21 protein-coding genes are annotated in these 25,301 nt (G+C 62.0%); 19 read left to right on the top strand and 2 right to left on the bottom strand.

Annotated features, from left to right (window positions below):
• Positions 1 to 159 precede the first annotated feature (159 nt).
• The 11 genes from J7E36_RS14635 to J7E36_RS14585 all read left to right on the top strand — a co-directional run bounded on the left by J7E36_RS14635 (position 160) and on the right by J7E36_RS14585 (position 12,720).
• Complete coding sequence (locus J7E36_RS14635) at positions 160 to 1,011, top strand: MIP/aquaporin family protein (protein ID WP_215004133.1); 852 nt, start codon at positions 160 to 162, stop codon at positions 1,009 to 1,011.
• Between the two features lie 75 nt (positions 1,012 to 1,086).
• Positions 1,087 to 2,592: a glycerol kinase GlpK gene (gene glpK / locus J7E36_RS14630; RefSeq protein WP_215004063.1), complete on the top strand. Its 1,506-nt coding sequence runs from the start codon at positions 1,087 to 1,089 to the stop codon at positions 2,590 to 2,592.
• A 90-nt stretch (positions 2,593 to 2,682) separates the two neighbouring features.
• Positions 2,683 to 3,438 carry a DeoR/GlpR family transcriptional regulator gene (locus tag J7E36_RS14625; RefSeq protein WP_215004061.1) on the top strand — a complete coding sequence of 252 codons (756 nt, stop codon included), beginning with the start codon at positions 2,683 to 2,685 and terminating at the stop codon, positions 3,436 to 3,438.
• Between the two features lie 283 nt (positions 3,439 to 3,721).
• On the top strand, positions 3,722 to 5,260 hold the full coding sequence (gene glpD / locus J7E36_RS14620; protein ID WP_215004059.1) for a glycerol-3-phosphate dehydrogenase: 1,539 nt from the start codon (positions 3,722 to 3,724) through the stop codon (positions 5,258 to 5,260).
• A gap of 447 nt (positions 5,261 to 5,707) precedes the next feature.
• A complete protein-coding gene (locus J7E36_RS14615) occupies positions 5,708 to 6,622 on the top strand; it encodes a glutamate/aspartate ABC transporter substrate-binding protein (protein WP_215004057.1) in 915 nt (304 codons plus the stop codon).
• Positions 6,623 to 6,817: 195 nt separating this feature from the next.
• Positions 6,818 to 7,564, top strand: a complete 747-nt coding sequence (locus J7E36_RS14610; protein WP_215004055.1) for an amino acid ABC transporter permease — start codon at positions 6,818 to 6,820, stop codon at positions 7,562 to 7,564.
• Positions 7,564 to 8,235, top strand: a complete 672-nt coding sequence (locus tag J7E36_RS14605) for an amino acid ABC transporter permease (RefSeq protein ID WP_215004053.1) — start codon at positions 7,564 to 7,566, stop codon at positions 8,233 to 8,235. The genes J7E36_RS14610 and J7E36_RS14605 overlap by 1 nt, the downstream gene beginning before the upstream one ends.
• Positions 8,232 to 8,966, top strand: coding sequence for an amino acid ABC transporter ATP-binding protein (locus J7E36_RS14600; protein ID WP_003204983.1), 735 nt, complete (start codon positions 8,232 to 8,234; stop codon positions 8,964 to 8,966). Before J7E36_RS14605 ends, J7E36_RS14600 begins: the two co-directional genes overlap by 4 nt.
• Before the next feature lie 173 nt (positions 8,967 to 9,139).
• Positions 9,140 to 11,041, top strand: coding sequence for a sensor histidine kinase (locus tag J7E36_RS14595; protein ID WP_215004051.1), 1,902 nt, complete (start codon positions 9,140 to 9,142; stop codon positions 11,039 to 11,041).
• Entirely contained in the window at positions 11,038 to 12,366 is a 1,329-nt protein-coding gene (locus tag J7E36_RS14590) for a sigma-54-dependent transcriptional regulator (protein ID WP_215004049.1), read from the top strand. The genes J7E36_RS14595 and J7E36_RS14590 overlap by 4 nt, the downstream gene beginning before the upstream one ends.
• A 24-nt stretch (positions 12,367 to 12,390) precedes the next feature.
• Positions 12,391 to 12,720 carry a GlpM family protein gene (locus J7E36_RS14585; RefSeq protein ID WP_215004131.1) on the top strand — a complete coding sequence of 110 codons (330 nt, stop codon included), beginning with the start codon at positions 12,391 to 12,393 and terminating at the stop codon, positions 12,718 to 12,720.
• Positions 12,721 to 12,901: 181 nt separating this feature from the next.
• Here J7E36_RS14585 and J7E36_RS14580 read toward each other — a convergent pair whose 3' ends face one another.
• The gene (locus J7E36_RS14580) at positions 12,902 to 13,516 is read right to left on the bottom strand and encodes an NAD(P)-dependent oxidoreductase (RefSeq protein ID WP_215004047.1); all 615 of its coding nucleotides are present in this window, start codon (positions 13,514 to 13,516) and stop codon (positions 12,902 to 12,904) included.
• Positions 13,517 to 13,638: 122 nt separating this feature from the next.
• On the opposite strand from J7E36_RS14580, the gene J7E36_RS14575 reads away from it, so the two are divergent.
• The 8 genes from J7E36_RS14575 to J7E36_RS14540 all read left to right on the top strand — a co-directional run bounded on the left by J7E36_RS14575 (position 13,639) and on the right by J7E36_RS14540 (position 23,870).
• Positions 13,639 to 14,544, top strand: coding sequence for a LysR family transcriptional regulator (locus J7E36_RS14575; protein ID WP_215004045.1), 906 nt, complete (start codon positions 13,639 to 13,641; stop codon positions 14,542 to 14,544).
• 216 nt (positions 14,545 to 14,760) lie between these two features.
• On the top strand, positions 14,761 to 16,269 hold the full coding sequence (locus J7E36_RS14570) for a sigma-54-dependent transcriptional regulator (protein WP_215004043.1): 1,509 nt from the start codon (positions 14,761 to 14,763) through the stop codon (positions 16,267 to 16,269).
• 438 nt (positions 16,270 to 16,707) lie between these two features.
• Positions 16,708 to 17,091, top strand: a complete 384-nt coding sequence (gcvH, locus tag J7E36_RS14565; RefSeq protein WP_215004041.1) for a glycine cleavage system protein GcvH — start codon at positions 16,708 to 16,710, stop codon at positions 17,089 to 17,091.
• A 10-nt stretch (positions 17,092 to 17,101) separates the two neighbouring features.
• Complete coding sequence (gene gcvP, locus J7E36_RS14560; protein WP_215004039.1) at positions 17,102 to 19,951, top strand: aminomethyl-transferring glycine dehydrogenase; 2,850 nt, start codon at positions 17,102 to 17,104, stop codon at positions 19,949 to 19,951.
• Between the two features lie 199 nt (positions 19,952 to 20,150).
• The gene (locus J7E36_RS14555; RefSeq protein WP_215004037.1) at positions 20,151 to 21,527 is read left to right on the top strand and encodes an L-serine ammonia-lyase; all 1,377 of its coding nucleotides are present in this window, start codon (positions 20,151 to 20,153) and stop codon (positions 21,525 to 21,527) included.
• A gap of 31 nt (positions 21,528 to 21,558) precedes the next feature.
• Complete coding sequence (gene gcvT / locus J7E36_RS14550; protein WP_215004034.1) at positions 21,559 to 22,683, top strand: glycine cleavage system aminomethyltransferase GcvT; 1,125 nt, start codon at positions 21,559 to 21,561, stop codon at positions 22,681 to 22,683.
• Positions 22,684 to 23,075: 392 nt separating this feature from the next.
• Positions 23,076 to 23,288 (top strand): cold-shock protein, encoded by a 213-nt coding sequence (locus J7E36_RS14545; RefSeq protein WP_215004032.1) that lies wholly within the window; start codon positions 23,076 to 23,078, stop codon positions 23,286 to 23,288.
• A 93-nt stretch (positions 23,289 to 23,381) separates the two neighbouring features.
• Positions 23,382 to 23,870, top strand: a complete 489-nt coding sequence (locus J7E36_RS14540) for an RDD family protein (protein ID WP_215004030.1) — start codon at positions 23,382 to 23,384, stop codon at positions 23,868 to 23,870.
• Between the two features lie 131 nt (positions 23,871 to 24,001).
• Here the strand turns inward: J7E36_RS14540 and nadA are convergent, their stop codons facing one another.
• Positions 24,002 to 25,060 (bottom strand): quinolinate synthase NadA, encoded by a 1,059-nt coding sequence (gene nadA, locus J7E36_RS14535; protein ID WP_215004028.1) that lies wholly within the window; start codon positions 25,058 to 25,060, stop codon positions 24,002 to 24,004.
• Positions 25,061 to 25,301 lie beyond the last annotated feature (241 nt).

The raw sequence follows: 25,301 nt of genomic DNA, 5'->3' as shown, positions 1-25,301 counted from the left end.
TGACACCGGCGTTTCTTGTCTATATTTTTTCGAAACTGAAAGCCATAACGCATGTCTCAAGCAGCAACCCGAGACCAGGATGGGGATCCTGCCTCGGTGAAAATCGCGCTATCGAGCTTTTATCGAACGCGCCGCAAAAGAACAAAAACCGAGGTACGAATGACTATTGCTTTACAACAGCCGTCTCTTTCAAGCCAATGCCTGGCCGAATTTCTGGGCACTGCGTTATTGATTTTTTTTGGCACCGGCTGCGTTGCAGCGCTCAAGGTCGCGGGTGCGAGTTTCGGCTTGTGGGAAATCAGCATCATCTGGGGCGTCGGTGTCAGCATGGCGATCTACCTCAGCGCGGGTATTTCCGGCGCGCATCTGAACCCCGCCGTCAGCATCGCCCTGTGCCTCTTCACCGATTTCGAAAAGCGCAAATTGCCTTTCTACATTGTTTGCCAAGTAGCGGGCGCCTTCTGCGGCGCGCTGTTGGTCTATACGCTGTATAGCAACCTGTTCTTCGATTTCGAACAGTCGCGGCACATGATCCGTGGCAGCGAGGCCAGCCTCGAACTGGCCTCGGTGTTCTCCACCTATCCGCATCCGGCCCTGTCCACCGGCCAGGCCTTCGTGGTGGAAATGATCATCACCGCGATCCTGATGGGCGTGATCATGTCGCTCACCGATGACAACAATGGCCTGCCACGCGGCCCATTGGCGCCGCTGCTGATCGGCCTGCTGATTGCAGTGATTGGCAGCTCGATGGGGCCCTTGACCGGCTTCGCGATGAATCCGGCGCGGGACTTCGGCCCTAAACTGATGACTTTCTTCACTGGCTGGGGTGAAATTTCCTTCACGGGTGGACGCGACATCCCCTATTTCCTGGTGCCGATTTTTGCACCGATCCTGGGGGCCTGCCTGGGAGCAGCGGCTTATCGTGGGTTGATTGCCCGCCATCTGCCCAGCGCTACAACTGCTACAAAGAATGCAGAACCGGCCATTGACGGCAAGCCCAGAACATCCTGAACAGTCGGCGCAAACTCCTGCCCTCCGAGCGTGCGCCACGGCCTCACCCCTTATTTTCGTCCCAAGGCAATCGACATGACCGACATCCAGAACAAGAACTACATCATTGCCCTCGACCAGGGCACGACCAGCTCGCGTGCGATCATTTTTGACCGTGACGCCAACGTGGTGTGCACTGCCCAGCGCGAATTCGCCCAGCATTACCCGCAGGCTGGCTGGGTCGAGCACGACCCGATGGAAATCTTCGCCACCCAGAGCGCGGTCATGGTGGAAGCCCTGGCCCAGGCCGGCCTGCATCATGACCAGGTTGCCGCCCTCGGCATCACCAACCAGCGTGAAACCACCGTGGTCTGGGACAAGACCACCGGCCGCCCGATCTACAACGCCGTCGTCTGGCAGTGCCGCCGCAGCACCGAAATCTGCCAGCAGCTCAAGCGCGACGGTCACGAGCAGTACATCAGCGAAACCACCGGCCTGGTCACCGACCCGTACTTCTCCGGCACCAAGCTCAAGTGGATCCTCGACAACGTCGAAGGCAGCCGCGAGCGCGCGCGCAATGGTGAGTTGCTGTTCGGCACGGTCGACAGCTGGCTGATCTGGAAATTTACCGGCGGCAAGGTCCACGTCACCGACTACACCAACGCCTCGCGCACCATGCTCTTCAACATCCACTCGCTGGAATGGGACGCGAAGATGCTCGACATCCTCGACATCCCCCGGGAAATGCTTCCGCAAGTGAAGTCGTCCTCGGAAATCTACGGCCGCACCAAAAGTGGCATTGCCATCGGCGGCATCGCCGGTGACCAGCAGGCCGCCCTGTTCGGCCAGATGTGCGTGGAACCGGGCCAGGCGAAAAACACCTACGGCACCGGCTGCTTCCTGCTCATGAACACCGGCAACAAGGCAGTCAAATCCAACCACGGCATGCTCACCACCATCGGCTGCGGCCCACGCGGCGAAGTGGCCTATGCCCTGGAAGGCGCGGTGTTCAATGGCGGCTCCACGGTGCAGTGGCTGCGCGATGAGCTGAAAATCATCAACGATGCCTTCGATACCGAGTACTTTGCCAACAAGGTCAAGGACAGCAACGGCGTGTACCTGGTGCCGGCGTTCACTGGCCTGGGCGCGCCGTACTGGGACCCCTATGCCCGCGGTGCGCTGTTCGGCCTGACCCGGGGCGTGCGTGTCGATCACATCATTCGCGCAGCACTGGAGTCGATTGCCTACCAGACGCGCGACGTACTCGACGCCATGCAACAGGACTCAGGTGAACGGCTCAAGGCCCTGCGTGTGGACGGCGGCGCGGTGGCGAACAACTTCCTGATGCAATTCCAGGCCGACATCCTGGGCACTCAGGTCGAGCGCCCGAAAATGCGTGAGACCACGGCATTGGGCGCCGCGTACCTGGCCGGCCTGGCCTGCGGCTTCTGGGGCAGTCTGGACGAACTGCGTGGCAAAGCGGTGATCGAGCGCGAATTCGAACCGCAACTGGACGAACAGGCGAAGGAAAAACTCTACGCCGGTTGGCAGAAAGCGGTCAGCCGCACCCGCGACTGGGAGCCCCACGAAGACGCTGAATAAGCCGACGCCGGGCTTCACTCGGGTCTGTAACTGGTCGGGAGCGGATTCCTGCGGCATCATGGGCATATTTCGGCAGCCCGAAGGACGCCCATGAATCTGCCTCCCCGCCAGCAGCAAATCCTCGAACTGGTCCGCGAACGCGGCTACGTCAGCATCGAGGAAATGGCCCAACTGTTTGTCGTGACCCCGCAAACCATCCGCCGTGATATCAATCAGCTGGCGGAAGCGAACCTGCTGCGCCGCTACCATGGCGGCGCTGCCTACGATTCCAGCGTGGAAAACACCGCCTACGCCATGCGCGCCGATCAGATGCGCGACGAGAAGCAACGCATCGCCGAAGCCATCGCCGCCCAGATCCCCGATCACGCCTCGCTGTTCATCAATATCGGCACCACCACCGAATCCATCGCCCGGGCATTGCTCAACCACAACCACCTCAAGGTCATCACCAACAACCTGCATGTGGCGTCGATCCTCAGCGCCAAGGATGACTTCGAAGTGCTCATCGCCGGCGGTAACGTGCGGCGTGACGGCGGCGTGGTCGGCCAGGCCAGCGTCGATTTCATCAGCCAGTTCAAGGTCGACTTCGCCTTGGTGGGCATCAGCGGTATCGATGAAGACGGCAGCCTGCTGGATTTCGATTATCAGGAAGTGCGGGTTTCCCAAGCGATCATCGCCAACGCCCGGCAAGTGCTGCTGGCGGCGGACTCCAGTAAATTCGGGCGCAACGCCATGGTCCGCCTCGGGCCGATCAGCCTGATCGACTGCCTGGTGACCGACCAGCAACCGGTGCCGGCGCTCGCGCAGTTGCTGAGCCAGCACAAGATCCGGTTGGAAGTGGTTTAGACCCACCTCATATCATCCTCCCCACCGACGCCATCGCGAGCAGGCTCGCTCCCACAGGAATACCCGTACCTGTGGGGGCGAGCCTGCTCGCGACGGCCATGTTCCTGTCGGCGCATTCAGCGCGGCCGCCCCGCAAATGTTCGATTTTTTTCCTTTAGCCCGCTTTCGATGAGTTTTTTCAATCGAAGTCGACTGGCTGTTGCCGTGTTTATGGGCTAGTATTTTCGCAAATGAACATTAATGTTCGAATTCAAATATTACGAAAAGAGCCCGAGGCCAGCCGATGTCCACTTCTACCTTGCCTACGCCCCCGCTCGCCGAGGTTTACGATATCGCCGTCATTGGCGGTGGGATCAACGGCGTGGGGATTGCCGCGGACGCCGCCGGTCGCGGTCTTTCGGTGTTCCTTTGCGAAAAGGACGACCTGGCCAGCCACACCTCCTCGGCCAGCAGCAAGTTGATCCATGGCGGCCTGCGCTACCTCGAACATTACGAGTTCCGCCTGGTGCGTGAGGCGCTGGCCGAACGCGAAGTGCTGCTGACCAAGGCGCCGCACATCGTCAAACAGATGCGCTTCGTGCTGCCCCACCGCCCCCACCTGCGTCCGGCCTGGATGATCCGCGCCGGCCTGTTTCTCTACGATCACCTCGGTAAACGTGAACAGCTTGCAGGCTCCAAAAGCTTGAAGTTCGGTGCCGACAGTGCGTTGAAAAGCGAGATCACCAAGGGTTTCGAATATTCCGACTGTTGGGTCGACGATGCCCGGCTGGTGGTGCTCAACGCCATGGCTGCCCGGGAAAAAGGCGCCCACGTGCACACCCGCACCCGCTGCGTGAATGCCCGTCGCAGCAAGGGCCTCTGGCACTTGCACCTGGAACGCGCCGACGGCAGCCTGTTTTCGATCCGCGCCAAGGCGCTGGTCAACGCCGCTGGCCCGTGGGTCGCCAAGTTCATTCGCGATGACTTGAAGATGGAGTCGCCTTACGGCATCCGCCTGATCCAGGGCAGCCACGTGATTGTGCCGAAACTCTACGAAGGCGAACACGCGCACATTCTTCAGAACGAAGACCAGCGCATCGTGTTCACCATCCCTTACCTGAACCAGTTCACCCTGATCGGCACCACCGACCGCGAATACACCGGGGACCCGGCCAAGGTGGCCATCACCGAAGACGAAACCGATTACCTGCTCAAAGTGGTCAACGCTCACTTCAAGAAGCAGATCAGCCGCGACGAGATCCTGCACAGCTATTCCGGCGTGCGTCCGCTGTGCAACGACGAGTCCGACAATCCGTCTGCCGTGACCCGCGACTACACCCTGGCGCTGTCCGGCGGCGGCGAAGAAGCCCCACTGCTCTCGGTGTTTGGCGGCAAGCTGACCACCTACCGCAAGCTGGCCGAGTCGGCCATGGCGCAACTGGCTCCTTACTTCACGCAGATGCGCCCGAGCTGGACCGCCAACGCTGCGCTCCCCGGCGGCGAGAACATGACTACTCCGCAAGCGCTGTGCTCAGCGATCCGCGACAAGTTCGACTGGCTACCAACCGACATCGCCCGCCGCTGGGCCACGACCTACGGCAGCCGCACCTGGCGCATGCTGGAGGGCGTGCACACCCTCGCCGACCTGGGCGAACACATCGGCGCAGGCCTCTACACCCGGGAAGTCGATTACCTGTGCAGCGATGAATGGGCGGTCAATGCCCAAGACATCCTCTGGCGCCGCAGCAAGCTGGGCCTGTTCACCACCCCGGCTGAACAGCAGAAACTGCAGCAATACCTGGAAAAGGTCGAGCACAACCGACGCAAGATTGAAGCGGCCTGATTGATAGCCTGCGTTACCAAAGCCCCTGGATCCCACGATTCAGGGGCTTTTTACTTTCTGAGACCCACACCGCCCCCTTGTGGGAGCGAGCCTGCTCGCGATAGCGGCGCAACATTCAACATTGATGCAGTCTGACCCGCTGCTATCGCGAGCAGGCTCGCTCCCACAGGGATTTACGTGCAGTGCAAACATTCGGTTTTCCGAACGCGACCCGCCAGTCGGTTCGGCTAACCGGATGATTCGGCCGCCACAAAACCTGAAACAAAACATTAATTTTCAATTAAAACAGTAGCTTAGTCAGAATCCACTGGCCTGGCACGAGTCATGCTCTACACTCTTTCGAGACGAATGCCTGCACGCCGCCGCAACAGGCGCTGCCCGGCATTTCGAAGCATCCAGGGCCGACGTACCGGCTGAAATAAAAAAAACAATGTCGAGGAAACATCGATGCGCATCGTTCCCCATCTCCTGGGCGCAGCCATTGCTGCCGCTCTGATCAGCACTCCGGTTTTCGCCGCCGAACTGACCGGCACGCTGAAAAAGATCAAAGAGTCCGGCTTCGTCACGCTCGGGCATCGCGACGCTTCCATTCCGTTTTCCTACATCGCAGACGCTTCCGGCAAGCCGGTCGGCTACTCCCACGACATTCAACTGAAAGTCGTCGAAGCCTTGAAAAAAGACCTGGACATGCCGGACCTGCAGGTCAAATACAACCTGGTCACCTCGCAAACCCGTATCCCGTTGGTGCAGAACGGCACCGTGGACCTGGAGTGCGGCTCCACCACCAACAACGTCGAGCGTCAGCAGCAGGTTGATTTCTCCGTGGGCATCTTCGAGATCGGCACGCGCCTGCTCTCCAAGAAAGACTCCAAGTACAAGGATTTCGACGATCTGAAAGGCAAGAACGTCGTGACCACCGCCGGCACCACCTCCGAGCGCCTGCTCAAGGCGATGAACGCCGACAAGCAGATGGGCATGAACGTCATCTCCGCCAAGGACCACGGCGAGTCGTTCCAGATGCTGGAATCGGGCCGTGCCGTTGCGTTCATGATGGACGACGCCCTGCTGGCCGGTGAAGCGGCCAAGGCCAAGAAGGCGAGCGACTGGGAAGTGACCGGTACGCCTCAGTCCTACGAAATCTACGGCTGCATGATGCGCAAGGGCGACGAGCCGTTCAAAAAGGCGGTCGACGATGCCATCAAGGCCACTTACTCCTCGGGCGAGATCAACAAGATCTACGACAAGTGGTTCACGCAGCCAATCCCGCCGAAAAACCTGAACCTGAACTTCCCGATGAGCGACGAGCTCAAGGCACTGATCGCCAATCCGACCGACAAAGCGGCTGACGACAAGAAGTCCTGATTTTTCTGACTAACCTTATCCCCTGAAAGGGCCCGGCCCTTTCAGGGGATGGTCACTCCCTGCTGGCGTATCTGGAAACACTCGAACCGGTGATTGTCGAGCCGATCGCGTGTGCCTGGCCTTTAAAGGCCAGGGTGGGAACGGAGCTTCCCCAGGCGGGCATTTGCACATCGAACGATCTGAGGGGAGACCCCGATGAATTACAACTGGGACTGGGGCGTATTCTTCAAGTCCACTGGCATCGGCAGCGAGATTTATCTCGACTGGTACATTGCCGGCCTGGGCTGGACCATCGCCATTGCCGTCGTCGCCTGGATCATTGCCCTGCTGCTGGGCTCGATCCTGGGGGTGATGCGCACCGTGCCGAACCGGCTGGTGTCGGGTATCGCCACCTGCTACGTGGAGCTTTTCCGTAACGTGCCGCTGCTGGTGCAGCTGTTCATCTGGTATTTCCTGGTGCCCGACCTGCTGCCGGAGAACCTGCAGGAGTGGTACAAGCAGGACCTGAACCCGACCACCTCGGCCTACCTGAGCGTCGTCGTGTGCCTGGGGCTGTTCACTGCTGCCCGGGTCTGCGAACAGGTGCGCACCGGTATCCAGGCGCTGCCGCGCGGCCAGGAGTCCGCCGCCCGTGCCATGGGCTTCAAGCTGCCGCAGATCTACTGGAACGTGCTGCTGCCCCAGGCCTACCGGATCATCATTCCGCCGCTCACCTCGGAATTCCTCAACGTCTTCAAAAACTCCTCCGTGGCCTCGCTGATCGGCCTGATGGAGCTGCTCGCGCAGACCAAGCAGACCGCCGAGTTCTCGGCCAACCTGTTCGAAGCCTTTACCTTGGCGACGCTGATCTACTTCACCTTGAACATGAGCCTGATGCTGCTGATGCGCCTGGTCGAGAAGAAAGTCGCGGTGCCCGGCCTGATCTCCGTGGGGGGTAAATAATGGAATTCGATTTCAGTGGTGTCGTACCGGCCATTCCGGGCTTGTGGAACGGCATGGTAATGACCTTGAAACTGATGGCCATGGGCGTCGTCGGTGGGATCGTCCTGGGGACGATCCTGGCGCTGATGCGCCTGTCCCACAACAGGCTGGTTTCCAATATCGCCGGCGCCTACGTCAACTACTTCCGCTCGATCCCGCTGTTGCTGGTGATCACCTGGTTCTACCTGGCGGTGCCGTTCGTGCTGCGCTGGATCACGGGCGAAGACACCCCGATCGGTGCGTTCGAGTCCTGCGTCGTGGCCTTCATGATGTTCGAGGCGGCGTACTTCTGCGAGATCGTGCGGGCCGGCGTGCAGGCGATTCCCAAGGGACAGATGGGCGCCGCCCAGGCGCTGGGCATGAATTATGGCCAGACCATGCGCCTGATCATCCTGCCCCAGGCGTTTCGCAAGATGACCCCGCTGCTGCTGCAACAGAGCATCATCCTGTTTCAGGACACCTCGCTGGTCTACACCGTCGGCCTGGTGGACTTCCTCAATGCTTCGCGGGCCAGTGGCGACATCATCGGCCGCTCCAATGAGTTCCTGATCGTCGCAGGTCTCGTGTATTTCACAATCAGCTTTGCCGCCTCGCTGCTGGTCAAGCGTCTGCAAAAAAGGTTCGCCGTATGATCTCTATCAAGAACATCAACAAGTGGTATGGGGACTTCCAGGTACTGACCAATTGCAGCACCGAGGTCAGCAAGGGTGAGGTGGTGGTGGTGTGCGGCCCTTCCGGTTCGGGCAAGTCGACGCTGATCAAGTGCGTCAACGCCCTGGAGCCGTTCCAGAAGGGTGACATCGTGGTCGATGGCACGTCCATCGCCGACCCGAAGACCAACCTGCCGAAGCTGCGTTCGCGGGTGGGCATGGTGTTCCAGCACTTCGAACTGTTCCCGCACCTGACCATCACCGAAAACCTGACCATCGCGCAGATCAAGGTGCTGGGCCGCAGCAAGGAAGAAGCCACCAAGAAGGGCTTGCAACTGCTTGAGCGCGTCGGCCTCTCGGCCCATGCCCACAAGCACCCGGGCCAGCTCTCCGGCGGCCAGCAGCAACGCGTGGCGATTGCCCGCGCCCTGGCGATGGACCCGGTGGTGATGCTGTTCGACGAACCGACCTCGGCCCTCGACCCGGAAATGGTCAACGAAGTGCTCGACGTGATGGTGCAACTGGCTCACGAAGGCATGACCATGATGTGCGTGACCCACGAAATGGGCTTCGCCCGCAAAGTGGCGAACCGGGTGATTTTCATGGACCAGGGCCAGATCATCGAAGACTGCAAGAAGGAAGAGTTTTTCGGCGACATCAGCGCCCGCTCCGAACGTGCGCAGCATTTCCTTGAGAAAATCCTGCAGCACTAAAAGAACAGTTGCTCAAGCCCCACCATCCCTGTGGGAGCGAGCCTGCTCGCGATGAGGCCAGATCAGTCGACCTCGATGTTGAATGTCAGTCCGCTATCGCGAGCAGGCTCGCTCCCACAAGGGAAATGCGCTGGTTCTTGAGCAAGTGTTGTGGTTGACCCAAGGCTTCTGTGATGAAATGCGACCCCACCCTCTATCGCGCCGCGCCGCCATCACTCGCCGTGAAACCCCGCCTGATTCGCCATCTGTTCCTGCCGCCGTTGATCATCGCGTTGATGATCGGCCTGGGTTATCTCGGCTTCTGGCTCAGCGAACACTACGGCGTGCGTGGCCTGGCCGAGAACGGCGAGCGCCAGCTGGAGCTGCATGCCCGTGCGGTCGAGAGCGAGATCAGCAAGTACACCTATCTACCGAGCCTGCTGGAGCTTGAATCCAGTGTCTCGACACTGCTCGACGACCCGACGCCCGAACACCGCAAGACCGTCAACGAATACCTCGAAGGCTTGAACCGGCGCAGCCGCAGCCGGGCCATCTACGTGATGGACACCACCGGCCGGGTCATGGCCACCAGCAACTGGCGTGACGTCGACAGTTACCTGGGCGAAGACCTGTCCTTCCGCGCCTATTTCCAGAACGCCGTGCGCGGCCAGCCGGGACGTTTCTACGGCATCGGCAGCACCAACGGCGAACCCGGCTATTACCTGGCCCACGGCCTGGAAGAGCAGGGCAAGATCATCGGCGTCGCCGTGGTCAAGGTGCGCCTCGAAGCCATGGAAGAGCGCTGGCAGAGGGCGCGCCTGGAAGCGTTCGTCAGCGACGAGAACGGCATCATCATCTTGTCCAGCGACCCGGCGCGACGGCTCAAGTCCGTGCGCCCCTTGAGTGATGAAACCAAGGAACGCCTGGCCCGCAGCCTGCAATATTACTGGTTCCCGCTGAACGAGCTGGTGCCCCTGGCCCGGGAACGCCTGGCCGAAGGTATGGAGAAACTGACGTTCCCGGCCAACACCGAACTGGTCTCCGACGAACGTGCCATCAGCTACTTGTCGCAGACCCGGCCGTTGAGCGACACGCCGTGGAACTTCACCCTGCTGACGCCCCTTGAAGACCTGCGGCGCCAGGCAATCAACCAAGGGATCCTGGTGGCGGTGGCCTTTGCCCTGGTGGCGTTCCTGCTGATCGCCTGGAACGAACGGCGCAAGGTCATCGCCACCCGCCTCGCGGCCCGGGAAGCCTTGCAGGAAGCCAACAACCAGCTCGAACGTCGGATTACCGAACGCACCACCGACCTGCGCGCCAGCAACGAGCGCCTCAAGAGCCAGATCCGCGAGCGACGCCAGGCTGAAGAAACCTTGCGCCGGGCCCAGGACGAGTTGGTCCAGGCCGGTAAACTCGCAGCCATTGGCCAGATGTCCACCAGCATTGCCCACGAACTCAACCAGCCGCTGGCGGCACTGCGCACCCTGTCCGGCAATACCGTGCGCTTCCTGGAACGCGGCCAATTGGATATCGCCAGCACCAACCTCAAGACCATCAACGAACTGATCGACCGCATGGGCCGGATCACCGCCAGCCTGCGCGCCTTTGCCCGACGAGGCGACGATCAAGGCCGCGCAAGCCTGGGCAAGGCCGTCGCGGCGGCATTGCAACTGCTCGGCGGGCGCCTGGAAAATTGCAACATCCAGATCCACAGCGGCTTCGATGACGTCCAGTTGCAAATCGACCAGACGCGCCTGGAGCAGATATTGGTGAACTTGATCGGCAATGCCCTGGACGCCATGCACACGCAGCCCGAGCCCCAGCTGTGGCTCGAAGGCGAAAGCAGCGACGGCAAATACCGCCTGCGGGTACGGGATAACGGCCACGGCGTCGACCCGGAAGCACGCAAGCATTTGTTCGAACCGTTCTTCACCACCAAGCCCGGCGAACAGGGCCTGGGCCTGGGCCTGACCCTCTCGGCCAGCCTGGCCGCCGCCGCTGGCGGGCACCTGGGCGTCGAATACCCGGTTGAGCGTGGCACCACCTTTGTCCTCAGTTTACCGTTGGTAAGCCTTTCCCCTGCCGAGCCGCTATGAACAACGACCTGAGCGTACTGATCGTCGAAGACGACCCCCATGTCCTGCTGGGCTGCCAGCAGGCCCTGAGCCTGGAAGACATTCCGTGCATCGGCGTGGGCAGTGCCGAGGAAGCCCTGGAGCGGGTCGGCGATGACTTCGCCGGCATCGTCATCAGCGACATCCGCTTGCCCGGCATCGATGGCCTGGAACTGCTGACCCGCCTCAAGGCCCGGGACAGTCGCTTGCCGGTGGTGCTGATCACCGGTCACGGCGACATCTCCATGGCCGTCGGCGCGATGCAAAAAGGCGCCTATGACTTCATGGAGAAACCCTTCTCCCCCGAACGCCTGGTGGACGTTGCCCGTCGCGCCCTGGAACAGCGCAGCCTGGCCCGCGAGGTGACATCGCTGCGCCGGCAACTGGCCGAGCGCGATTCCCTGGAACATCGGATCATTGGCCGCTCGCCAGCCATGCAGCACCTGCGTGCACTGATCGCCAACGTCGCCGACACGTCGGCCAACGTGCTGATCGAAGGTGAAACCGGCACCGGCAAGGAATTGGTCGCCCGCTGCCTGCACGACTTCAGCCGCCGCCACGACAAACAGTTCGTTGCACTGAACTGTGGCGGCCTGCCGGAGAACCTCTTCGAAAGCGAGATTTTCGGCCACGAAGCCAATGCCTTCACCGGGGCCGGCAAACGTCGGATCGGCAAGATCGAGCACGCCGATGGCGGCACGCTGTTTCTCGATGAAGTGGAAAGCATGCCCCTGCCGCTGCAGATCAAGTTGCTGCGGGTGTTGCAGGAACGCACCCTCGAACGGCTGGGCTCGAACCAGAGCGTGGCGGTGGATTGCCGGGTGATCGCCGCAACCAAGTCCGACCTCGACGAAATGGGCCGCGCCGGACAGTTCCGCAGCGACCTGTATTACCGCCTCAACGTGGTGACCCTGGAACTGCCGCCCCTGCGCGAGCGGCGCGAAGACATTCTGCAATTGTTCGAACACTTCCTCCAGCAATCGTCCCTGCGTTTCGACCGCACCGTGCCGGAACTGGACAACCAGACCCTGTCGAACCTGATGAGCCACGACTGGCCGGGCAATGTGCGCGAACTGCGCAACGTCGCCGAGCGCTACGCCCTCGGTTTGCCGGCGTTCAAGAAGCCCGGCGCCAGCAGCGGCAGCCAGGGCCTGGCCTTCGCCGAAGCGGTGGAAGCGTTCGAACGCAACCTGTTGGTGGACGCCCTGCAACGCAGCGGTGGCAACCTGACCCAGGCTAGCCAGGAACTGGGCATGGCCAAGACCACGCTGTTCGACAAAGTCAAAAAATACGGCCTGAGCCATTAACCGGGGCACACACCTGTGGATCTGATTTTCAAAGCGGCCCTGGGTGCCGCCGTGGTGGTGCTCCTGGCGATGCTCGCCAAGACCCGCAATTACTACATCGCCGGGCTCGTGCCGCTGTTTCCTACCTTCGCGCTGATCGCCCATTACATCGTCGGCAAGGGCCGCTCGGTGGAAGACCTGAAGACCACCATCGTCTTTGGCATGTGGTCGATCATTCCGTACTTCGTATACCTGGCGACCCTCTATGTGATGGTCGACCGGATGCGCCTGGAGGCATCGCTGGCGGTGGCGACGGTGGCGTGGCTGATGGCGGCGACGGTACTGGTCAGCGTCTGGGTGCGGGTTCATGCCTGAGCGTGGCCACCCCCTGTGGGAGCGAGCCTGCTCGCGATTAGCGGTTGATCAGTTTGCGACTGATGCTGGATGTGACACCGCCATCGCGAGCAGGCTCGCTCCCACATTGGTGCAACAGTGCTCGCCAGTGATGTGCCCACCCAATAGATGTGGGAGCGAGCCTGCTCGCGATAGCGTCGGATCAGTAACCCACGGTAAACCGCGTCCGCGAAAACTGCGGCGCCTGCACTTCGTCGATCATTGCAATGGCGTAGTCAGCGAAGCTGATCCAGCTGCGACCGGCTTCGTCGAACAGCAGGTGATCCTTGCCGAGGCGAAAGTGTCCGGTGCGCTCGGTCTCGACGAACTCCGCCGAGGGCGAGAGGAAGGTCCAGTCCAGGTCCTGCTCCTTGCGCAGCACATCGAGGAACAAGGCACCGGCGGTAGCTTCGGCGAGGTATTCCTCTGGAAAGCCATCGCTGTCGATCACCCGGCTGTTGTCCGGCAGCAGCAACGAGCCGGCCCCGCCCACCACCAGCAAACGCTTGACCCCGGCGGCCTTCACGGGCGCGATGACCTTGTCGGCCGGCACGGTGGAGAAGTGGACGGCGCTGATGACTACGTCGTGACCGGCGACCGCAGCGGTCAGGGCCTCGCTGTCCAGCACGTCCAGTTGCTGGCTGGCCACCCCGGCCCTTTCGCCGATTTTTGCCGTACTGCGAGCAATGGCCGTCACGCTATGACCGCGACGCAAGGCTTCTTCCAACAGTTGGCTGCCGGCACGGCCGGTGGCCCCGATGATTGCAATTTTGCTCATGCTGTTCTCCAGTAAATAACGATGCTTGAAAGCCATGCGGTTCTGGCAAGGAGCTTAGTTCGCGGACTCGCACTGAAAAATGCGATGCTGAGACATAGTTTGTTTCTGAAAGCGGGCAAATCATGGATCGTCTCCAAGCAATGCGGGTGTTCGTCACCGTGGTGGACCTGGGCAGCCAGTCGGCGGCGGCCGAGCATCTGGACCTGTCACGCCCGGTGGTGTCGCGCTATCTGGCGGAGCTGGAAGATTGGGTCGGCGCCCGGCTGATGCATCGCACCACCCGCAAGCTGAGCCTGACGGCCGCCGGCACGGAAATCCTGCCGCGCTGCCGGCAGATGCTGGACCTGTCCGGCGACATGCAAGCCGCCGTCAGCAAGCCCGACGATGCGCCACGGGGTCTGTTGCGCATCAGCGCCAGCACCTCGTTCGGCCAGGCGCAACTGGCGGAGGCCATGGCCGAATACGTCAAGCGCTACCCAGGGGTGAGCGTCGACCTGCAAATGCTCGACCGCACCGTGAACCTGGTGGACGAGCGCATCGACCTGGCAATCCGCATGAGCAACGACCTGGACCCGAACCTGATCGCCCGCCGCCTCACCGTCTGCCGCTCGGTGATCTGTGCCTCACCCGGTTACCTGAGCGAACACCCGACACCGCAGCGGGTGGAAGACCTGAGCCGGCACAACTGCCTGACCCACTCCTACTTCGGCAAGAGCCTGTGGCATTTCGAACAGGACGGCGAGCAGGTGTCGGTGCCGGTGCAGGGCTCCATCAGCGCCAACGAAGCCAGCACACTGCTGCGGGCCACCATGGCAGGCGCCGGCGTGGCGATGCTGCCCAGCTACCAGGCCGGCGCCCACATCAAGCGTGGCGAACTGGTCCGTCTGCTGGCCCACGCCGAGCCTCGGCAGATGAACATGTACGCGGTGTATGCCTCGCGCAAGCACATGCCGTCGGCGCTGCGCAGCCTGCTGGATTTCCTGGTGCTGAGATTCCCCGAAAAACCGGCGTGGGATGTAGGGCTGTAGAAAAAACCCGTCCCAACACTGCCCCCTGTGGGAGCGAGCCTGCTCGCGATGGCGGAGTGTCAGCCACATCAAGGCCAACTGATTCACCGCCATCGCGAGCAGGCTCGCTCCCACAGGGGGTTGTGTACGGCCTCGAATACCGCGGCAGGATTCCACCAACCGCCCGCCCCAAGGCATACTTGCCACCCTCCGTACGTCAGAACCCAAAGCCGCCCCATGCGTATCCACGTCAGTTTCATCGACCGCGTCGGCATTACCCAGGAAGTCCTGGCCTTGCTCGGTGGGCGTAATCTCAATCTGGATGCGGTGGAGATGGTGCCGCCCAACGTCTACATCGATGCGCCGACCCTCAGCCCGCAAGTGCTGGACGAGTTGCGCGAGGCGTTGTTCAGCGTGCGGGGCGTGCAAGCAGTGACCGTGGTCGACATCCTGCCGGGCCAGCGTCGGCACCTGCAACTCGACGCCCTGCTCGCGGCCATGACCGACCCGGTGCTGGCCCTGGACAGCGCCGGTAACGTACTGCTCGCCAACCCCGCGCTGATTGCCCTGTACGGCCGGGAACCGGCCGGCGAAAGCGTGGCCGCGCTGTTCGGTGACGAAGCGCTGCTGGGCGCCCTGCTGGAGAACGGCTTTCGCTTACCGTTGCGGGAAATCACCCTCAATGGCCAGACCTTGCTGCTGGACGCCACGCCCATCACCGACGCCGGCGCCCTGCTGACGCTCTATCCGCCGAATCGCATGGGTGAGCGCCTGTCGGCACTGCATCACGATCACGCTGAAGGCTTCGACGCTCTGCTCGGCGAATCCCCGGCGATCCGCACCCTCAAGGCCCGGGCCCAACGCGTGGCCGCCCTCGACGCGCCGCTGCTGATCCAGGGCGAAACCGGCACCGGCAAGGAACTCGTCGCCCGCGCCTGCCACGCCATCAGTGCCCGTCACAGCGCACCGTTCCTGGCCTTGAACTGCGCCGCGTTGCCGGAGAACCTGGCCGAAAGCGAACTGTTCGGTTATGCCCCCGGCGCCTTCACCGGCGCGCAGCGGGGCGGCAAGCCAGGCCTGATGGAACTGGCGAACCAGGGCACGGTGTTCCTCGATGAAATCGGCGAGATGTCGCCGTACCTGCAAGCCAAGTTGCTGCGTTTTTTGAACGACGGCAGCTTCCGCCGGGTCGGCGGCGACCGGGAAATCAAGGTCAACGTGCGGATCCTCAGCGCCACCCACCGCAACCTGGAGAAAATGGTCAGCGAAGGCTCGTTCCGCGAAGACCTGTTCTATCGCCTCAACGTGCTCAACGTCGAAGTCCCGCCACTGCGTGAGCGTGGCCAGGACATCCTGTTGCTGGCGCGTTATTTCATGCAGCAGGCCTGCGCGCAGATCCAGCGCCCGGTCTGCCGTCTCGCTCCCGGCACCTACCCGGCGCTACTGGGCAACCGCTGGCCAGGCAATGTGCGGCAATTGCAGAACGTGATCTTTCGCGCCGCCGCCATCTGCGAAAGCAGCCTGGTGGACATTGGTGACCTGGACATCGCCGGCACCTCCGTCGCGCGCCAGGGTGACGTGGACGTCGAAAGCCTGGAACAGGCCGTGGAAACCTTCGAGAAACACCTGCTCGAAAGCCTCTACGTCAACTACCCCTCCACCCGCCAGCTCGCCAGCCGTCTGCAGACTTCCCACACCGCGATTGCCCATCGGCTGCGCAAGTATGGGATTCCCAACAAGCCATAAGCCCCGCCCCACCCCACCCAAATCCCCTGTGGGAGCGAGCCTGCTCGCGATGGCGGTGGGTCAGCCAACATCCCCACCCCTGACACACCGCCATCGCGAGCAGGCTCGCTCCCACAGAGGATCGGTGGTGCTACACAAATCGAGCCAAAAACGACCTCTACCGTACTGAAAGCGCTACAGCGGAACGAAATCGCTACACCCGACGCTAAACTGCGCCGGATAAGGCTTTGATCCCGCAATGATTTTATCCAGGCCCAGAGCTGTAGCGATTTCGCTACAGACCAGCCTCTTCGCGCCCTTCCAAACCCTGCCAAATCATTGATTGCCAAGCACTTATCAACCTTGGCCGCGTTCTTGCTATGGGTATAGCCATTCGGCCGGGCCAAGACCCGCGCCTTTCTTCGCGTCCACCAGACGAATCTGGCCCCAGGAGTTTCCATGAGCGAGTTGCGTTTCACTGAAGATCACGAATGGCTGCGCACCGAAGCCGACGGCAGCGTTACGGTCGGCATCACCGCGTTTGCCCAGAACGCCTTGGGCGATGTGGTCTATGTTCAGTTACCGGAACTGCAAACCTACGCCAAGGGTGCCGAGGCCTCGACCGTGGAATCGGTGAAGGCCGCCAGCGGCGTCTACATGCCTCTGGACGGTGACGTGCTGGAAATCAACCCGGCCCTGGAGAGCAATCCGGAACTGGTCAACGAAGATCCGCTGGGCGAAGGCTGGTTTTTCCGCTTTATGCCCGCCAATCCTGCTGAAGTTGGCCAACTGCTGAATCAGGATGCCTACGACCGTCTGATCAAAGCCAACGCCGAAGCCTGAGGAGCGCCACATGACCGTTAATCTGGGCACCGCCAACGAATTCATCGCCCGTCACATCGGCCCTCGGGCCAGTGACGAGCAAGCCATGCTCGAGCGCCTGGGCTACGACTCCCTGGAAGCCCTGAGCGCCAGCGTCATCCCTGAAAGCATCAAGGGTACCAGCGTGCTGGACATGGGCGACGGCCAGAGCGAAGCCGATGCACTGGCCTCGATCAAAGCCATCGCGGCCAGGAACCAGCTGTTCAAGACCTACATCGGCCAGGGCTACTACAACTGCCACACGCCGGCGCCGATCCTGCGCAACCTGCTGGAAAACCCGGCCTGGTACACCGCCTACACCCCGTACCAACCGGAAATTTCCCAGGGTCGTCTCGAAGCGCTGTTGAATTTCCAGACCCTGATCAGCGACCTCACCGGTCTGCCGATCGCCAATGCCTCGTTGCTGGACGAAGCCACCGCCGCCGCCGAAGCCATGACCTTCTGCAAGCGCCTGAGCAAGAACAAGGGCAGCAACGCCTTCTTCGCTTCGTGCCATTGCCACCCACAGACCCTCGACGTGCTGCGCACCCGTGCCGAGCCCCTGGGGATCGACGTGGTGGTCGGCGACGAACGCGAACTGAGCGACGTCAGCCAATTCTTCGGCGCCCTGCTGCAATACCCGGCCAGCAACGGTGACCTGTTCGACTACCGCGAACTGACCGAACGCTTCCACGCCGCCAATGCCCTGGTTGCCGTTGCGGCTGATTTGCTGGCCCTGACCCTGCTCACCCCACCGGGTGAGTTCGGCGCCGATGTGGCCATCGGCAGCGCCCAGCGCTTCGGCGTGCCACTGGGCTTCGGCGGCCCGCACGCGGCGTATTTCTCCACCAGGGACGCCTTCAAGCGCGACATGCCGGGCCGTCTGGTCGGTGTGTCCGTGGACCGTTTCGGCAAGCCGGCCCTGCGCCTGGCTATGCAGACCCGCGAGCAACACATCCGCCGCGAGAAGGCCACGAGCAACATCTGCACCGCCCAGGTGCTGCTGGCCAACATCGCCAGCATGTACGCCGTGTACCACGGTCCCAAGGGCCTGGTGCAGATCGCCAACCGCATCCATCACCTGACCGCGATCCTCGCCAAGGGCCTGGGCGCGCTGGGCCTGAGCGTCGAGCAAGAGAGCTTCTTCGACACCCTGACCCTGCACACCGGCACGCAAACCGCCGCCCTGCATGACAAGGCCCGTGCCCAGCGCCTCAACCTGCGCGTGGTGGATGCTGAACGCCTCGGCCTGTCCCTGGACGAAACCACCTGCCAGGCTGACATCGAGACCCTCTGGAGCGTGTTGGCCGATGGCAAGGCCCTGCCGGACTTCGCCAGCCTCGCCGCCAGCGTGCAGAGCCGCATCCCGGCCGAACTGGTGCGCCAATCGGCCGTCCTCAGCCACCCGGTGTTCAACCGCTACCACTCCGAAACCGAGCTGATGCGCTACCTGCGCAAGCTCGCCGACAAGGACCTGGCCCTGGATCGCACCATGATCCCGCTGGGCTCCTGCACCATGAAGCTCAACGCTGCCAGCGAAATGATCCCGGTGACCTGGGCCGAATTCGGCGCCCTGCACCCGTTCGCCCCGGCCGAACAAAGCGCCGGTTACCAGCAGTTGACCGATGAGCTGGAAGCCATGCTCTGCGCCGCCACCGGTTACGACGCGGTGTCGCTGCAACCCAACGCTGGTTCCCAGGGTGAATACGCCGGTCTGTTGGCGATCCGTGCCTACCACCAGAGCCGTGGCGAAGACCGCCGCGACATCTGCCTGATCCCGTCCTCGGCCCACGGCACCAACCCGGCCACCGCCAACATGGCCGGCATGCGCGTGGTGGTCACCGCCTGCGACGCCCGCGGCAACGTCGACATCGAAGACCTGCGCGCCAAGGCCATCGAGCACCGCGAACACCTCGCCGCGCTGATGATCACTTACCCGTCGACCCACGGCGTGTTCGAAGAAGGCATCCGCGAAATCTGCGGCATCATTCATGACAACGGCGGCCAGGTGTACATCGACGGCGCCAACATGAACGCCATGGTCGGCCTCTGCGCGCCGGGCAAGTTCGGTGGCGACGTGTCGCACCTGAACCTGCACAAGACCTTCTGCATTCCCCACGGCGGTGGCGGCCCGGGCGTCGGCCCGATTGGCGTGAAGTCGCACCTGGCGCCGTTCCTGCCGGGCCACGCGAACATGGCGCGCAAGGAAGGCGCAGTGTGCGCGGCGCCGTTCGGCAGCGCGAGCATCCTGCCGATCACCTGGATGTACATCCGCATGATGGGTGGTGCCGGCCTCAAGCGTGCGTCGCAGCTGGCGATCCTCAACGCCAACTACATCGCCCGGCGCCTGGAAGAGCACTACCCCGTGCTCTACACCGGCAGCAACGGCCTGGTGGCCCACGAGTGCATCCTCGATTTGCGCCCGCTCAAGGACAGCAGCGGCATCAGCGTCGATGACGTGGCCAAGCGCCTGATCGACTTCGGCTTCCACGCCCCGACCATGTCGTTCCCGGTGGCCGGCACGCTGATGATCGAGCCGACCGAGAGTGAATCCAAGGAAGAACTGGATCGCTTCTGCGACGCCATGATCTGCATCCGCGAGGAAATCCGCGCCGTCGAAAATGGCAGCCTGGACAAAGACGACAACCCGCTGAAAAACGCCCCGCACACCGCAGCGGAACTCGTCGGCGAATGGGCTCACCCCTACAGCCGCGAGCAGGCGGTGTACCCGGTGGCGTCGTTGATCGAAGGCAAGTACTGGCCGCCGGTGGGCCGGGTCGACAACGTGTTCGGCGACCGCAACCTGGTCTGCGCCTGCCCGTCGATCGAAAGCTACGCTTGATTGTTGAGGGAGGCGGGTCAAACCGCCTCTCCCAACAACACCGCCTATGCCCCTGTGGGAGCGAGCCTGCTCGCGATTGCGGTATGACAGCCAATACAGATGTTGACTGACACTGCGCAATCGCGAGCAGGCTCGCTCCCACAGGGGATGTGTGCCACACCCTGAATCGATCCTCATAAAAAGAAACCGGAGAAACACCATGTCGTTAAGCGTGTTCGACCTGTTCAAGATCGGTATCGGCCCGTCCAGCTCCCACACGGTCGGCCCGATGCGTGCCGCCGCCCGTTTCGTCGAGGGGCTGCGCCGTGATGACCTGCTTGAAACCATCACCAGCGTCAAGGTCGAGCTCTACGGCTCCCTCGGCGCCACCGGCAAGGGCCACGGCAGCGACAAGGCTGTACTGCTGGGCCTGGAAGGTGAACACCCGGACACCGTGAACACCGAAACCGTCGCCGCCCGCCTGCAAGACATTTGCAGCAACGGTCGCCTGAACCTGCTCGGTCAACACCCCATCGAATTCAATGAAAAGCTGCACCTGGCGATGATCCGCAAACCGCTGGCCTTTCACCCCAACGGCATGATCTTCCGCGCCTTCGACGCCGCCGGCCTGCAAGTGCGCAGCCGCGAGTACTATTCGATCGGCGGTGGTTTCGTCGTCGATGAGGGCGCGGCCGGCGCCGACCGTATCGTCGAAGATGCCACGCCCCTGACCTTCCCGTTCAAAAGCGCCAAGGACCTTCTGGCACATTGCAGCACTTACGGCCTGTCCATCAGCCAGGTGATGCTGACCAACGAAAGCGCTTGGCGCCCCGAAGCGGAAACCCGCGCCGGCCTGCTGAACATCTGGCAGGTTATGCAGGACTGCGTGGCAGCAGGCTGCCGCAACGAAGGGATCCTGCCCGGCGGGCTGAAGGTCAAGCGGCGGGCAGCGGCGTTGCACCGCCAGTTGTGCAATAACCCCGAAGCCGCCCTGCGCGATCCGCTGTCGGTGCTGGATTGGGTCAACCTTTACGCCCTGGCCGTCAACGAAGAAAACGCCTACGGCGGGCGGGTCGTCACCGCACCCACCAACGGCGCGGCGGGGATCATCCCGGCCGTGCTGCATTACTACATGCGCTTTATCCCCGGGGCCAACGAAGACGGCGTCGTGCGCTTCCTGCTGACCGCCGCCGCCATCGGCATCCTCTACAAGGAAAACGCGTCCATCTCCGGCGCCGAAGTTGGCTGCCAGGGTGAAGTCGGCGTGGCTTGCTCCATGGCTGCCGGCGCCCTCTGCGAAGTGTTGGGCGGTACGGTGCAGCAAGTGGAGAACGCCGCCGAGATCGGCATGGAACACAACCTCGGCCTGACCTGCGACCCCATCGGTGGCCTGGTGCAGGTGCCGTGTATCGAGCGCAACGCCATGGGTTCGGTGAAAGCCATCAACGCGGTGCGCATGGCCATGCGCGGCGACGGGCATCACTTCGTCTCCCTCGACAAAGTCATCCGCACCATGCGCCAGACCGGCGCCGACATGAAAAGCAAATACAAGGAGACCGCCCGCGGCGGTCTGGCGGTCAACATCATCGAATGCTGATGCGCCTCTCTTCATTTTTCCAGGAGCTGATATGTCCACCGAACAACTGTTGAAGACCCCGTTGCACGCACTGCACCTCGAACTCGGCGCCCGCATGGTGCCATTCGCCGGCTACGACATGCCGGTGCAGTACCCACTGGGCGTGATGAAAGAGCACCAGCACACCCGCGATCAGGCCGGGCTGTTCGATGTGTCCCACATGGGTCAGATCCGCCTGACCGGCGCCGACGCCGCCAAGGCCCTGGAAACCCTGGTACCGGTGGACATCATCGACCTGCCAGTGGGCATGCAGCGCTACGCCATGTTCACCAACGACAATGGCGGCATCCTCGACGACCTGATGGTCGCCAACCTGGGCAACGAGGAACTGTTCCTGGTGGTCAACGCCGCGTGCAAGGACCAGGACCTGGCCCTTTTGCGCAGCCATATTGGCAACCAGTGCAGCATCGAGCCGCTGTTCGAAGCCCGCGCCCTGCTCGCACTGCAGGGCCCGGCCGCCGTCACCGTGCTCGCGCGCCTGGCGCCGGACGTGGCAAAAATGACCTTCATGCAGTTCCAGCGCGTCACGCTGTTGGGCGTGGAGTGTTTTGTCAGCCGCTCCGGCTACACCGGTGAAGACGGCTTCGAAATCTCCGTGCCCGCCGCCGACGCGGAAAAACTCGCCCGCGCCCTGCTGGCCGAGCCGGAAGTCGCCGCCATCGGCCTCGGCGCCCGTGACTCCCTGCGCCTGGAAGCTGGCCTGTGCCTGTATGGCCACGACATGAACACCGAGACGACGCCGATCGAAGCCAGCCTGTTGTGGGCCATTTCCAAGGTGCGGCGTGCCGACGGTGCCCGCGCCGGCGGATTTCCCGGTGCTGAGGCCGTTTTCGCCCAACAACAGGGCGGCGTCAGCCGTAAACGCGTTGGCCTGCTGCCCCAGGAACGCACACCTGTGCGCGAAGGTGCGGAAATCGTCAATGAAGCCGGCGAGATGATCGGGACCGTGTGCAGCGGCGGTTTCGGCCCGACCCTGGTTGGCCCCTTGGCAATGGGTTATCTGGACAGCGCCTATGTCGCACTGGATACGCCCGTGTGGGCGATAGTTCGTGGGAAAAAGGTGCCTTTGCTTGTCAGCAAAATGCCATTCGTTGCACAGCGCTATTACCGTGGTTGATTGACTGTTTCTATAAGTAACGCGATTGCGTTATACGTGCACTAATGTGTAACGCAATCGCCATAAAAAGGTGCATCTAACTTGCCCCGGCATGTTGCTTATAACAGTCCGGAACTATGCAACCGTTCCACCGAACAAGCCCAGGCCAGCGAAGCGCCTATAAGCCAGCAAGCTGAGCAAATACGGGCCCTTCAGGGGGGTTGTTTTTTTGTTCATGGTTGGCGTAGAGTCTGATCACTGTGTTTGCATGGGTCGCTTGGAATCGTGACCTGGGCAGTAGCTTATGAAGTTCGCTACATCCCGCTCGACGTCTCTTACTTTCCTGCAACCCAGCCCAGTACTCTTTCATGTGAAAGAGGCTGTCATTAATTTAGCGTCAAGGAAATAAGAATATGTCGAATCGTCAGAGCGGTACCGTCAAGTGGTTCAACGACGAAAAAGGGTTTGGTTTTATCACCCCTGAAAGCGGTCCGGATCTGTTCGTGCACTTTCGCGCGATCCAGGGCAACGGCTTCAAGAGCCTGAAAGAAGGCCAGAAAGTCACTTTCGTTGCAGTGCAAGGCCAGAAAGGCATGCAGGCTGACGAAGTACAAGCAGAAGCCTGATCTTTGTAACGAAAAAGCCCCTGATACTGATATCAGGGGCTTTTTTGTGCGCGCAAGTCTATAAAATGGCTTCTTTTTTCATCCGAGGCCGTCATGCCGAAACACCTGCTCATTCCCCAGGGTGACTTTCCCCCCGTCGGCCTGGGTCGCCGCCTGGCAGCGATGTTTTATGACTTTCTGCTGTGCACGGCGCTGCTGATCGTCACCAGCGGTGCCTACAAGATGATCCAGATGGCGATCATCGGCGAAGAAAAAATGCACACCCTGACCGAAGCTGGCGCCCTGGACGGCGACCCGCTGCTGTCCACGGTGCTGCTGTTCGTGCTGTTCGCGTTCTTCGCCAAGTTCTGGACCCACAACGGCCAGACCCTGGGCATGCAGGTGTGGGGCATCCGTGTACAGAACGCCGATGGCACCGCCATCAGCCTGTGGCAGGCGCTGTTACGGTTCGTGGTATCGATTGCGTCGTGGCTGCTGGTGGGGCTGGGCTTTATCTGGGCGCTGTTCGACAAGCGCAAGCGCAGCTGGCATGACATCTACTCGGACACGCAGTTGGTGCGGGTTCCAAAGAAGACCAAGTGATTCAACTGCCTCGTTCCCACGCTCCGCGTGGGAATGCCTCTACGGACGCTCCGCGTTCGGCTTTTGGGGACGCCGAGCGTCCCGGGCTGCATTCCCACGCGGAGCGTGGGAACGATCAAACCATTCACCCGTCAGGCGTTACCCGCCAGCTTCATCCGCGCCGCCTGGGTGAAGTCCAGCATGCGCTTGAGCGGGCGGATGGCCTGGGGAATCAGCGCCGGGTCGACGAAGATTTCGTTGGTCCCTTCCTGCAGGCTCTTGAGCGTGCGCTCCAGGGTGTTCATTGCCATCCACGGGCAGTGTGCACAACTGCGGCAGGCGGCGCCGTTGCCGGCCGTAGGGGCTTCGATGAAAACCTTGTCCGGGCACAGCTGCTGCATCTTGTAGAAAATGCCGCGGTCGGTGGCCACGATCAACGTCTTGTTCGGCAAGCTCTGGGCCGCGGCAATCAACTGGCTGGTGGAGCCCACGGCGTCCGCCAGCTCGATCACTGAAGTCGGCGACTCCGGATGCACGAGAATCGCGGCGTCCGGGTACAGCGCCTTCATGTCCTCCAACTGCTTGGACTTGAACTCTTCGTGAACGATACAGGCGCCGTCCCAGAGCAACATGTCGGCGCCGGTCTTGCGCTGGATGTAAGTGCCCAGATGCTTGTCCGGCCCCCAGATGATCGTCTCGCCGTTGTCCATCAGGCTTTCGACGATCTCCAGCGCGCAACTGGACGTTACCACCCAGTCGGCCCGGGCCTTGACCGCCGCCGAAGTGTTGGCATACACCACCACGGTGCGCTCCGGATGCTGGTCGCAGAACGCCGAGAACTCGTCCACCGGGCAACCCAGGTCCAGGGAGCAGGTGGCTTCCAGGGTCGGCATCAATACGCGTTTTTCGGGGTTGAGGATCTTGGCGGTCTCGCCCATGAACTTGACCCCGGCAACCACCACGGTCTTGGCCGGATGGGCGTTGCCGAAGCGGGCCATTTCCAGGGAGTCGGACACGCAGCCCCCGGTCTCCTCGGCCAGGGCCTGGATGACCGGGTCGCAGTAAAAATGCGCAACCAATACCGCGTCCTGAGCCTTGAGCTCGGCAGCGATGGCAGCACGGTACCCGGCTTCCTGTTCGGCGGTCAGCGGTTTGGGCTGCTTGGCGTCGAGGTGGGCCTGGACCAGAAGGCGTTCGGAAATTTGCGTCATGTTCGCAAGACCTGCAAGCGCGTTTAGCGCGAAAGTCGAGTATACACCCCGGCTCCGGACCACTCGGGTACCGCCGGGAAAGTGGGTATCAATCAGGCACGGGACAGCGTGAAGCCGGCAAGGCTACAGAATATCCCGCCGATGCAAAAGATGATTCTGACCTGTGCCCGCAACAGCTCGTTGAGGGCTGCGCAATCGTCCTGATTCCTGATGATGTGAATGACCTGTGGGAGCGAGCCTG

This window comes from Pseudomonas fluorescens, assembly GCF_018614775.1.
Classification (GTDB): domain Bacteria; phylum Pseudomonadota; class Gammaproteobacteria; order Pseudomonadales; family Pseudomonadaceae; genus Aquipseudomonas; species Aquipseudomonas fluorescens_BY.
This window is presented reverse-complemented; position numbering and strand designations above follow the sequence as displayed.

Coding starts and splice junctions, on each gene's coding strand:
- J7E36_RS14635 (WP_215004133.1), top strand. CDS start 160: ATGACTATTGCTTTACAACAGCCGTCTCTTTCAAGCCAATGCCTGGCC.
- glpD (WP_215004059.1), top strand. CDS start 3,722: ATGTCCACTTCTACCTTGCCTACGCCCCCGCTCGCCGAGGTTTACGAT.
- nadA (WP_215004028.1), bottom strand. CDS start 25,060: ATGACGCAAATTTCCGAACGCCTTCTGGTCCAGGCCCACCTCGACGCC.
- J7E36_RS14555 (WP_215004037.1), top strand. CDS start 20,151: ATGTCGTTAAGCGTGTTCGACCTGTTCAAGATCGGTATCGGCCCGTCC.
- J7E36_RS14605 (WP_215004053.1), top strand. CDS start 7,564: ATGGAATTCGATTTCAGTGGTGTCGTACCGGCCATTCCGGGCTTGTGG.
- J7E36_RS14615 (WP_215004057.1), top strand. CDS start 5,708: ATGCGCATCGTTCCCCATCTCCTGGGCGCAGCCATTGCTGCCGCTCTG.
- J7E36_RS14540 (WP_215004030.1), top strand. CDS start 23,382: ATGCCGAAACACCTGCTCATTCCCCAGGGTGACTTTCCCCCCGTCGGC.
- J7E36_RS14570 (WP_215004043.1), top strand. CDS start 14,761: ATGCGTATCCACGTCAGTTTCATCGACCGCGTCGGCATTACCCAGGAA.
- gcvH (WP_215004041.1), top strand. CDS start 16,708: ATGAGCGAGTTGCGTTTCACTGAAGATCACGAATGGCTGCGCACCGAA.
- J7E36_RS14610 (WP_215004055.1), top strand. CDS start 6,818: ATGAATTACAACTGGGACTGGGGCGTATTCTTCAAGTCCACTGGCATC.
- J7E36_RS14545 (WP_215004032.1), top strand. CDS start 23,076: ATGTCGAATCGTCAGAGCGGTACCGTCAAGTGGTTCAACGACGAAAAA.
- J7E36_RS14595 (WP_215004051.1), top strand. CDS start 9,140: ATGAAATGCGACCCCACCCTCTATCGCGCCGCGCCGCCATCACTCGCC.
- J7E36_RS14575 (WP_215004045.1), top strand. CDS start 13,639: ATGGATCGTCTCCAAGCAATGCGGGTGTTCGTCACCGTGGTGGACCTG.
- J7E36_RS14600 (WP_003204983.1), top strand. CDS start 8,232: ATGATCTCTATCAAGAACATCAACAAGTGGTATGGGGACTTCCAGGTA.
- gcvT (WP_215004034.1), top strand. CDS start 21,559: ATGTCCACCGAACAACTGTTGAAGACCCCGTTGCACGCACTGCACCTC.
- J7E36_RS14580 (WP_215004047.1), bottom strand. CDS start 13,516: ATGAGCAAAATTGCAATCATCGGGGCCACCGGCCGTGCCGGCAGCCAA.
- J7E36_RS14590 (WP_215004049.1), top strand. CDS start 11,038: ATGAACAACGACCTGAGCGTACTGATCGTCGAAGACGACCCCCATGTC.
- J7E36_RS14625 (WP_215004061.1), top strand. CDS start 2,683: ATGAATCTGCCTCCCCGCCAGCAGCAAATCCTCGAACTGGTCCGCGAA.
- glpK (WP_215004063.1), top strand. CDS start 1,087: ATGACCGACATCCAGAACAAGAACTACATCATTGCCCTCGACCAGGGC.
- gcvP (WP_215004039.1), top strand. CDS start 17,102: ATGACCGTTAATCTGGGCACCGCCAACGAATTCATCGCCCGTCACATC.